This window comes from Dietzia sp. DQ11-38-2 (genome assembly GCF_014145055.1).
Classification (GTDB): domain Bacteria; phylum Actinomycetota; class Actinomycetes; order Mycobacteriales; family Mycobacteriaceae; genus Dietzia.
Genome location: NZ_JAALDW010000139.1, coordinates 1 through 9,636, shown reverse-complemented (window position 1 = coordinate 9,636; position 9,636 = coordinate 1). Strand labels below are relative to the sequence as shown.

Sequence of the window (9,636 nt, the reverse complement as noted above, 5' to 3'; positions counted from 1 at the left end):
GACGCGGTGTGGCAGCGGTTCGCCGTCCGGCCCCTCCAACCACAGCAGGTGGACGCCGCGCTCCCGCTGCCGGACGACGCGCCCGTCCCGTCGGCGTGAACGTCAGGGAGCCGGGATGGCACGGATGCGTGACCGTGGCGTGGTGATCGGGAAGCGGGACCCCACCGACCGGTCCGTGGCGATCGGGATGCTCGCCGGTGCCTGTGCCTACACCCTGTGGGGGTTCTTCCCCGCGTTCTTCCCGTTGCTCGAACCCGCGGGTGCGGTCGAGATCGTGGGCCACCGCGTCGTGTGGTCGCTGGTGATCATGGCGCTGGTGCTCTCCGTCACCCGGCGGTGGCGGCAGCTGTGGTCCCTCGACCGTCTCTCGTGGGCGCGGATCGCCGGGGCCGCCGGGTTCATCACCGTGAACTGGGGGGTCTACGTCTACACGGTCAACTCCGAACGGGTCACCGAGGCCGCGCTCGGGTACACGATCAACCCCCTGGTGAGCGTCCTGCTCGGGGTCCTGATCTTCCGCGAGCGGCTGAACCGGCCACAGGTGGGCGCGGTGGCCCTCGCCGTGGTCGCGGTGGGCGTTCTCACCGCGGGATACGGACACGTCCCGTACCTCTCGCTGCTGCTCGCGACGAGTTTCGGCTTCTACGGGGTCGTCAAGAAGAAGCTCCGTGCGGACCCGGTGGTCGGGATGACCGGGGAGGTGCTGGTCATCGCCCCCCTCGCCCTGTCCGTGCTGGTGTGGCTGGGTGTGACCGGCTCGGGCACGTTCACCGGGCACGGGGTGGGACACTCGGCGCTGCTCGCCGCCTCCGGAGTGGTGACCGTGGTGCCCCTACTCCTGTTCGCGACGGCCGCCCAGCGCATCCCCCTGGCCACCGTGGGAATGCTGCAGTACATCATCCCGATCCTGCAGATGGCCTGGGGACTGCTCGTGGTGGGCGAGCGGCTGGACGCGGTCCAGTGGGCCGGTTTCGCGCTGATCTGGACCGCGGTGATCGTGTTCACGCTGGCGGGGCGGTCGCCACGCTCGGCGCGTGCTGGGGTTTCGGGTCGTGTCGGAGCGGCGACCTACACTGGGCCGGACAAGCCGTAGGAGGAATGCTGCGTGGGCGGATCCCAGTTCGTGCATCTGCACAATCACACCGAGTTCTCGATGCTCGACGGGATGGCGCAGATCACCCCGTTGTTCGCCGAGGCCTCCAGGCTGGGGATGCCGGCGGTGGGAATGACCGACCACGGGAACATGTACGGCTCCTCGGACTTCTACAAGCAGGCCGTCAAGACCGGGATCACACCGATCATCGGCATCGAGGCGTACGTCGCCCCCGAGTCCAGGTTCAACAAGAAGCGTGTGCTGTGGGGCGAGAAGCACCAGAAGGGTGACGACGTCGCGGGGTCGGGCGCCTACACCCACATGACCATGCTCGCGGAGAACGCCACCGGTCTGCGCAATCTGTTCCTGCTGTCCTCCCTGGCCTCGTACGAGGGACAACTGGGTAAGTGGGCCCGCATGGACGCCGAGATCCTCGCCGAGCACTCCGAGGGGATCATCGCCACCTCCGGATGCCCCTCCGGAGAGATCCAGACCCGCCTGCGCCTGGGTCAGCGCAAGGAGGCCTACGAGGCGGCCGAGAAGTGGCAGTCGATCTTCGGGAAGGACAACTTCTTCCTGGAGCTCATGGACCACGGAATCGACATCGAGCGACGGGTCCGGGAGGACCTGGTCGCGCTGGGCAGGGACCTGGGTATGCCGCCGCTGGTGACCAACGACTGCCACTATGTCACCCGCGAACAGGCCCACGCCCACGAGGCGATGCTGTGCGTGCAGACGGGCAAGACCCTCGCCGACGAGAACCGTTTCAAGTTCGACGGCGACGGGTACTTCCTCAAGTCCGCCGACGAGATGCGGGCCCAGTGGGATCCCGAGGTCCCCGGTGGGTGCGACAACACGCTGTGGATCGCCGAACGCGTCCAGCCGTACGACGAGATCTGGGCCCCGAGGGACCGGATGCCCAAGTTCCCGGTGCCCGAGGGCGAGACGGAGGACACGTGGCTGGCCCGTGAGGTCCACAAGGGTCTGGAGTGGCGCTTTCCCGCGGGGGTACCGCAGGAGTACCTGGACCGCGCGCAGTTCGAACTCGAGGTGATCAAGGGCAAGGGGTACCCCGGGTACTTCCTCGTGGTCGGTGACCTCATCGAGTACGCCCGTTCCATCGGGATCAAGGTCGGTCCGGGCCGGGGCTCCGCGGCGGGTGCGCTCGTGGCCTACGCACTCAAGATCACCAACATCGACCCGATCGAGCACGGCCTGCTGTTCGAGAGATTCCTCAACCCGGAGCGCCCGTCCGCGCCGGATATCGATATCGACTTCGACGACCGCCGCCGCGGCGAGATGATCCGCTACGCCAGCGAGAAATGGGGTTCGGACAAGATCGCCCAGGTCATCACGTTCGGCACCATCAAGACCAAGGCCGCCATCAAGGACGCCGCCCGCGTGAACTTCGGCCAGCCCGGCTACGCGATCGCCGACCGGATCACCAAGGCCCTGCCGCCGGCGATCATGGCCAAGGACATCCCCCTGTCGGGCATCACCGACCCCACGCACGAGCGCTACGGCGAGGCCTCGGAGGTCCGCCAGCTCATCGAGACGGACCCGGACGTCAAGCGGATCTACGACACCGCCCGCGGGCTGGAGGGCATGGTCCGCCAGGCGGGCGTCCACGCGTGTGCGGTGATCATGTCCTCCGAGCCGCTGCTCGACGTGATCCCCATGTGGAAGCGTGCCCAGGACGGCGCCCTCATCACCGGCTGGGACTACCCCTCATGCGAGGACATCGGCCTGCTCAAGATGGATTTCTTGGGCCTGCGCAACCTCACTGTGATCGGCGACTGCCTGGAGAACATCAAGTCCAACCGCGGCGAGGAGATCGACCTCGACACGCTCAGCACCGACGATCAGGCGACCTACGACCTGCTGGCCAGCGGCGACACGCTGGGGGTGTTCCAGCTGGACTCCGGTGGCATGCGCGAGCTCCTCAAGCGGATGAAGCCCACCGGCTTCAACGACATCGTGGCCGCTCTCGCCCTGTACCGACCCGGGCCGATGGGGATGGGCACGCACTGGAACTACGCCGACCGCAAGAACGGCAAACAGGAGCTCACCCCGATCCACCCGGAGCTGGAGGAGCCGCTCAAGGAGATCCTGGGCGAGACCCACGGGTTGATCGTGTACCAGGAGCAGATCATGGCGATCTCCCGCGAACTCGCGGGCTACACGGCCGGTGAGGCCGACGGGTTCCGCAAGGCCATGGGTAAGAAGAAGGCAGAGGTCCTGGCGGCCGAGTACGAGAAGTTCTCCGGCGGCATGGGTGAGCGCGGGTTCTCCAAGGAGGCCGTGGACGCGCTCTGGGGCACCATCGAGCCGTTCGCCTCCTACGCATTCAACAAGTCCCACGCGGCCGGCTACGGGCTGGTGTCGTTCTGGACCGGTTACCTCAAGGCCAACTACCCGGCGGAGTACATGGCCGCCCTGCTCACCTCCGTGGGCGACGACAAGGACAAGGCCGCGCTGTACCTGTCCAACTGCCGGCAGATGGGGATCCGGGTGCTGCCGCCGTCGGTCAACGAGTCGCTCACCAACTTCGTCTCGGTGGGCGAGGACATCCGCTTCGGGATGGGTGCGGTCCGCAATGTCGGTACGCACGTGGTGGACTCCGTCGTGTCCGCGCGCAAGGAGAAGGGGGAGTTCACCGACTTCTCCGACTACCTGGCGAAGATCGACCAGACCGCGTGCACCAAGAAGGTCACCGAATCGCTGATCAAGGCCGGAGCGTTCGACTCCCTGGGACACCCGCGCAAGGGCTTGTTCCTGGTCCACGCCGACGCGGTCGAGTCGGTGATGTCCACCAAGAAGGCCGAGGCGGTGGGTCAGTTCGACCTGTTCGGCGGCGGGGATGCGGAGGACGCCGGGGGAGCCTCGGCGTTCAGTGACGTCTTCGCGGTCCGGGTCCCCGACGAGGAGTGGGACATCAAGCAGAAGCTGGCGCTCGAGCGGGAGATGCTGGGACTGTACGTCTCGGGCCACCCGCTCGACGGGCTGGAGTCCGCGCTCGCCGCCAAGACCGACACGTCGATCGCCACCATCCACGAGGGCGAGCTCCCGCACGGCACCGCGGTGACGATCGGCGGGATCATCTCCGGCGTGGACCGGCGGGTCAACAAGAACGGCGAACCGTGGGCGATCGTGACGATCGAGGACTTCAACGGCAGCGTCGAGGTGCTCTTCTTCCCCAAGACCTATCGCCTCGCCGCCCTCGACATCGCCGAGGACGCTGTCGTCCTGGTCAAGGCTCGCATCAACATCCGCGAGGACCGGGTCTCGGTGTTCGGCGACACCCTCGAGGTGCCGGACCTGGTCGTGGGTGGCAACGGCGCCCCGCTGGCGCTGACGTTGCCCACGAAGATGTGCACCATCGAGACGGTCACCGCCCTCAAGCAGGTCCTCGGGCGGCACCCCGGTCCCTCGGACGTCCACCTGCGGTTGGTCAACGGGACGTCGTCCACGGTGTTGCGGTTGGACGACCATCTGCGGGTCGAGACATCGTCTTCGCTCATGGGGGATCTCAAGGCGCTCCTCGGGCCGGGCTGCCTCACCGGATGACCAGTTGGCGGTGACAGACCGCGCGGTGGGACACTGGTCGTCGTGACCGTGACCGACTCCGCCGCGACCCAGGTCGTGACCCCCGACGACATCGACACCGCTGCCCGCCGCATCGGCGATGTGATCCTCGCCAGCGAGCTGCACCAGAGCGAGCGGTTGAGTGAGCAGACCGGTGCGACGATCCTGCTCAAGCGCGAGGACCAGCAGGCGGTCCGGTCGTACAAGATCCGTGGTGCGTACAACCTGATGTCGCAGCTGACCGGTGACGAGCGAAGCGCCGGAGTGGTGACCGCGAGTGCGGGTAACCACGCCCAGGGCGTCGCCTTCGCCTGCCGGAGCCTGGGGATCAACGGCCGCATCTACGTTCCCACCAACACCCCCAAACAAAAGCGCGACCGGATCCTCGCCCACGGACGCAACTGGGTGGAGCTGGTGGTCACCGGCGTCAATTTCGACGCGGCTCAGGCCGCCGCCCGCGCGGACGCCGAGCGGACGGGCGCGACGATGGTCCCGCCGTTCGACCATCCGGACACCATGGCCGGCCAGGGGACCATCGCGGCGGAGATACTGGCGCAACTCGACAGCGTCCCCGACGCGGTGGTCGTGCCCGTCGGCGGTGGCGGACTGGTGGGCGGGCTCGCGACCTACCTGGCGGAGTACGCCCCTGACTGCAAGGTCATCGCGGTGGAACCCGCGGGGGCCCCGTCGCTGACCAGGGCCCTGGAAGCGGGGGAACCGGTGACCCTGGACACCGTCGACACCTTCGTCGACGGCGCGTCAGTGGCCCGGCTCGGCGATTTCCCGTTCGGGGTGATCTCCTCGATGACCGAGCGGATCCAGGTCCTCACGGTGGACGAGGGCGCGGTGTGCACCGCGATGCTGGAGCTGTACCAGAACGAGGGGATCATCGCCGAGCCCGCCGGCGCGTTGGCGGTCACCGCGCTGGACCAGCTCGACATCGAGGAGGGTGCGACGGTCGTCTGCATCATCTCGGGAGGCAACAACGACGTCTCGCGGTACAGCGAGATCATCGAACGGTCGTTGGTCCACCAGGGCCTCAAGCACTACTTCCTGGTCAAGTTCCCCCAGGAACCCGGTCAGCTGCGTCGGTTCCTCGACGAGGTGCTGGGGCCGGAGGACGACATCACGCAGTTCGAATACCTCAAGAGGAACAACCGCGAGTACGGGGCCGCCCTCGTGGGCATCGAACTCGGCTCGGCCACCGGTCTGCATTCACTGCTCGAACGCATGGACGCCTCGCGTATCGACTGCGAGCGGCTCGAGCCCGGAACCGCGGCGTACGAGTACCTGACCTGAGCCCGGTCTACCCCGTCACCGTGTGGGTGCGCACCACCGCGAATCCGAAGGCCTGACAGAAGACCGAGTCATGGTCGACCACCGCTCCCGAAGTGAGCACCTCGTCGCCGGTGACCGGGACCCTGCTCGGTTCGGTTCCGAGGTTCACCACCAACGCCAGAGAGCCGCGGTGGACGATCAACCAGCGGCCGTCGTCGGCTTCGACCCCGCACCGCACGCGCACCGCACCGAGCCACGGATCGCTGAGCTCGGGTTCGGCCCGCCGTAGCGCGATGAGCGCACGGTACCCGCGCAGGATCCCGGCGTGCTGGTCCTCGGACTGCTCGGACCGGTCCAGCACCGACCGCCGGAACGTCTCCGGGTCCTGGGGGTCGGCCACGGTGGCCGGGTCCCATCCCATCTCGGCGAACTCGCGGGTCCGTCCCCGGCGCACGGCCTCGGCGAGGTCGGGTTCGGGGTGCGAGGCGAAGAAGCAGAACGGGGTCCGGGCGCCCCACTCCTCGCCCTGGAACAACATCGGGGTGAAGGGGGAGCACAGGATGATCGCGGCCTTGGCCAGCTGCTGGGCCGGGGTGAGGTTCACCGACGGCCGGTCGCCCGCGGCGCGGTTGCCCACCTGGTCGTGGGTCAGGGTGTAGGCGACGAAGCGGCTGCCCGGCACCCGTTCGACGTCCAGCGGGCGGCCGTGGACCCGGCCCCGGAACGCCGACCATGTCCCCGCGTGCAGGAAGGCCCCGGTGAGCACCTGACGTAACGCCTCGAGGGAGCCGAAATCCGCGTAGTAGCCCTGGCGTTCCCCGGAGACCGCGGCGTGGACGGCGTGGTGCACGTCGTCGTCCCACTGCCCGGTGAGGCCCAGCCCGCCGCCCTCGCGCGCGGTGACCAGCCGCGGGTCGTTCTGGTCCGACTCCGCGATCAGGGACAACGGTCGTCCGAGGTGGGCGGAGAGGGACTCCACCTCCACCGCCAACTGCTCGAGCAGGTGCACGGCCGAGCCGTCGTGCAGGGCGTGGACCGCGTCCAACCGCAGGGCGTCCACGTGGAACTCGTCGAACCAGCGCAGGGCGTTGTCGATGATGTACCGACGCACCTCGCCCGAGTGCGGTCCGTCGAGATTGAGCCCCGACCCCCACGGTCCGTCGGCCGCGGACAGGTACGGGCCGAACTCCGGGAGGTAGTTCCCGGACGGGCCCAGGTGGTTGTAGACCACGTCCAGGCAGACGCCGAGCCCGCGGGCGTGGCAGGCGTCCACGAACTGCTGGAACGCGTCCGGGCCGCCGTACGGCTCGTGCACGGCGAACCACGCCACCCCGTCGTAACCCCAGCCGTACTCCCCGTTGAACGCACCCACGGGCATCACCTCGACCATGTCGACGCCCAGCTCCACCAGGTCGTCGAGGTGATCTATCGCGCTGGTCAGAGTGCCGCCGGGGGAGAAGGTGCCCACGTGCATCTCGTACAGGACCGACCCCGCCAGTTGGCGACCGGTCCAGTGCGCGTCTGACCAGCGGGTGGCGTCCACCCGGTGCACCCGTGAGAGTCCGTGCACGCCGTGCGGCTGGCGCGGCGACCGCGGGTCGGGACGCGGATCGCTCGTCTGGCCGTCGTCGCCCGTCACCACGAACCCGTAGTCCCTGCCCTGCTCCCGCACGACGGTCGAGGACCACCAGCCGTCGGCAGCGCGGGTCATGGGAAAAGGATCGGCGTCGGCGGAGTCCAGGACCAGACCGACGGCTTCGGCTGTCGGCGCCCAGACGGAGAAGGTGTCACTGCTCGCGGAGGTCACACCCCCAGGGTAGGGAATGTGGGCGAGCGGGGGCGGCGCGGCGATACTGGTCCGATGACCGACTCCGCGACTCGTGTGCTCAGGCTGTCCGCCGGCCCGGACGTCACGGGCACGTACGAGGAGAGGCGCTCGAGGTTTCTCGCGGTGTTGAGGAGGTGTGACGACGAGGCCGCCGCCCGTGACCTGATCTCCGACCTCCGTCGCGCCCACCCGGACGCGCGCCATCACTGCAGCGCGTTCCTGGTGGACGTCCCCGGGTCCAGCCGGATCGAGCGCTCGAACGACGACGGCGAACCCTCCGGAACCGCCGGCACCCCCATGTTGGAGGTACTCCGCGGAAGTCGGGTGACAGGGGTCGGGGCGGTGGTCGTGCGGTGGTTCGGCGGAACGCGACTCGGTACGGGCGGGCTGGTCCGGGCGTACGGCTCCGCGGTGTCGTCCGCGGTCGACGAGGCGTGGCGGGCGGGTCGGATCGTGGAGGTGACACGAACCCAGACGTGGCGGGCCGAGGTCGACCACTCACTGGCAGGGGGCCTCGAAGGAGCCGTTCGCGCAGCGGGGGCGCAGGTGCTCGGCGTGGACTACGGCGGGCGGGTCGAACTGACGGTGGCCGGTGACCTCGAGGTGCTGGGTCCGATCCTGGCTACCCGGACGTCCGGTGGCGTCGAATGGGAGCCCGCCGGGGTGGCGACCACCGAGAACGCGGCGCGGCTGCGAGATGTGGAATCCTGACATCATGAGCATGCAGCCCTACCAACCGAACTCGATCGAGGCCCAGAAGCAGCAGGTGCGCAAGGATGCCCGCACCACGGCGATCGCGCTGGGCGTGACCGTGGTGGCGCTGCCGATCGCGTTGTTCGCCAGTTCGTTCTTCACCGTGGTGGCGATACTCGCGGGGATAGTCGCGATCTACAAGGGGAACCAGGTGCGCCAGGCCATCTCGGGCAAGCCCAAGAACCGCGAACTCTACTGACGGACCGGGCCCGCCCGGAACCTGGTCAGCCGTGGCGGCGGACCACCGGCCCCGCTCACCCGTGGCGGCGGACCACCGAGCCCGCCCGGAACCCGTCAGCCGTGGCGGCGGACCACGTCGGTGAGGTCCGCGCGGCCGGCCCGGAAGGTGTTGGCCGGGTGCTCCGGGTCGGCGTACCCGAAGGAGATGCCGCACACGATCATCCGGTCGTCGCTGATTCTCAGGTACTCGCGGACCCCGTCGGAGTACAGCGCGAGGGCGGCCTGGGCGCACGTGGCCACGCCGAGTGAGGACGCCGCCGCCAGGAACGTCGCCACGTAGCCCCCACAGTCCACCGCGCCATAGGTGCCCAGGCCCGCGTCCGAGGTGATCACCGCGACGTGTGGGGCGCCGAAGAACCGGTAGTTCTCCAACATCTGCGTCAGGCGCGCCTCCTTGTCGGAGCGCTCGATGCCCAGCGCGGTGTAGAGGCCGTACCCGCTCTCCCGCCGGCGCTCGCCGTACACGCCGTCGTAGCGCTCAGGTGCCGGCAGATCCGATCGCATGCCGTTGTTCATCACGTACTCGGTGAGGTGCGCGGCGAACCCGGAGGTCGCCGACCCGCTCACCAGGTCGACCTGCCATGCCTGGGAGTTGCACCACGAGGCCGTGCGCTGGGCCATCTGCAGGATCCGGTCGATCGTCTCGTCGGGGACGGGCTGGGACGTGAACCCTCGGCAGCTGTAGCGGTCGTCGAGGATCTGCTCGAGCGTGTCGGCGGCGTCGGTCATGGACCCTCCAGGTGATGGCGCGGAACTGTGATGCCAGTCTCGCACGGGGCACCTCGCGACCCGCGCCCGCCACCGCCCGCCGCGCCCTCACGCCGCCCCTACGCCGCCCCTACGCCGCCCTCACGCCGCC

General features: G+C 68.8%; 7 protein-coding genes. 5 read left to right on the top strand and 2 right to left on the bottom strand.

Going from position 1 to position 9,636, the window contains the following annotated elements; translation table 11 throughout:
* Positions 1–124: 124 nt before the first annotated feature.
* Genes rarD through ilvA form a run of 3 tightly spaced genes read left to right on the top strand, consistent with a single transcriptional unit; the run spans position 125 to position 5,977 of the window.
* Positions 125–1,093, top strand: coding sequence for an EamA family transporter RarD (gene rarD, locus G6026_RS05490; RefSeq protein WP_182612450.1), 969 nt, complete (start codon positions 125–127; stop codon positions 1,091–1,093).
* A 12-nt stretch (positions 1,094–1,105) separates the two neighbouring features.
* Positions 1,106–4,660, top strand: a complete 3,555-nt coding sequence (dnaE, locus tag G6026_RS05485) for a DNA polymerase III subunit alpha (RefSeq protein ID WP_107756233.1) — start codon at positions 1,106–1,108, stop codon at positions 4,658–4,660.
* A gap of 42 nt (positions 4,661–4,702) precedes the next feature.
* Positions 4,703–5,977: a threonine ammonia-lyase IlvA gene (gene ilvA, locus G6026_RS05480; protein ID WP_107756234.1), complete on the top strand. Its 1,275-nt coding sequence runs from the start codon at positions 4,703–4,705 to the stop codon at positions 5,975–5,977.
* A gap of 7 nt (positions 5,978–5,984) precedes the next feature.
* Here the strand turns inward: ilvA and treZ are convergent, their stop codons facing one another.
* A complete protein-coding gene (gene treZ, locus G6026_RS05475; protein WP_182612449.1) occupies positions 5,985–7,763 on the bottom strand; it encodes a malto-oligosyltrehalose trehalohydrolase in 1,779 nt (592 codons plus the stop codon).
* A 54-nt stretch (positions 7,764–7,817) separates the two neighbouring features.
* On the opposite strand from treZ, the gene G6026_RS05470 reads away from it, so the two are divergent.
* Together G6026_RS05470 and G6026_RS05465 are read left to right on the top strand one after the other, a co-directional pair.
* The gene (locus G6026_RS05470; protein ID WP_182612448.1) at positions 7,818–8,495 is read left to right on the top strand and encodes a YigZ family protein; all 678 of its coding nucleotides are present in this window, start codon (positions 7,818–7,820) and stop codon (positions 8,493–8,495) included.
* A 4-nt stretch (positions 8,496–8,499) separates the two neighbouring features.
* On the top strand, positions 8,500–8,736 hold the full coding sequence (locus G6026_RS05465; RefSeq protein ID WP_095717309.1) for a hypothetical protein: 237 nt from the start codon (positions 8,500–8,502) through the stop codon (positions 8,734–8,736).
* Between the two features lie 95 nt (positions 8,737–8,831).
* Here the strand turns inward: G6026_RS05465 and G6026_RS05460 are convergent, their stop codons facing one another.
* Positions 8,832–9,506 carry a nitroreductase gene (locus G6026_RS05460; RefSeq protein ID WP_182612446.1) on the bottom strand — a complete coding sequence of 225 codons (675 nt, stop codon included), beginning with the start codon at positions 9,504–9,506 and terminating at the stop codon, positions 8,832–8,834.
* Positions 9,507–9,636: the final 130 nt, after the last annotated feature.

Excerpts from the sequence above, each read along its gene's own strand:
- rarD (WP_182612450.1), top strand. The coding sequence starts at position 125 with ATGCGTGACCGTGGCGTGGTGATCGGGAAGCGGGACCCCACCGACCGG.
- G6026_RS05465 (WP_095717309.1), top strand. The coding sequence starts at position 8,500 with ATGAGCATGCAGCCCTACCAACCGAACTCGATCGAGGCCCAGAAGCAG.
- G6026_RS05470 (WP_182612448.1), top strand. The coding sequence starts at position 7,818 with ATGACCGACTCCGCGACTCGTGTGCTCAGGCTGTCCGCCGGCCCGGAC.
- G6026_RS05460 (WP_182612446.1), bottom strand. The coding sequence starts at position 9,506 with ATGACCGACGCCGCCGACACGCTCGAGCAGATCCTCGACGACCGCTAC.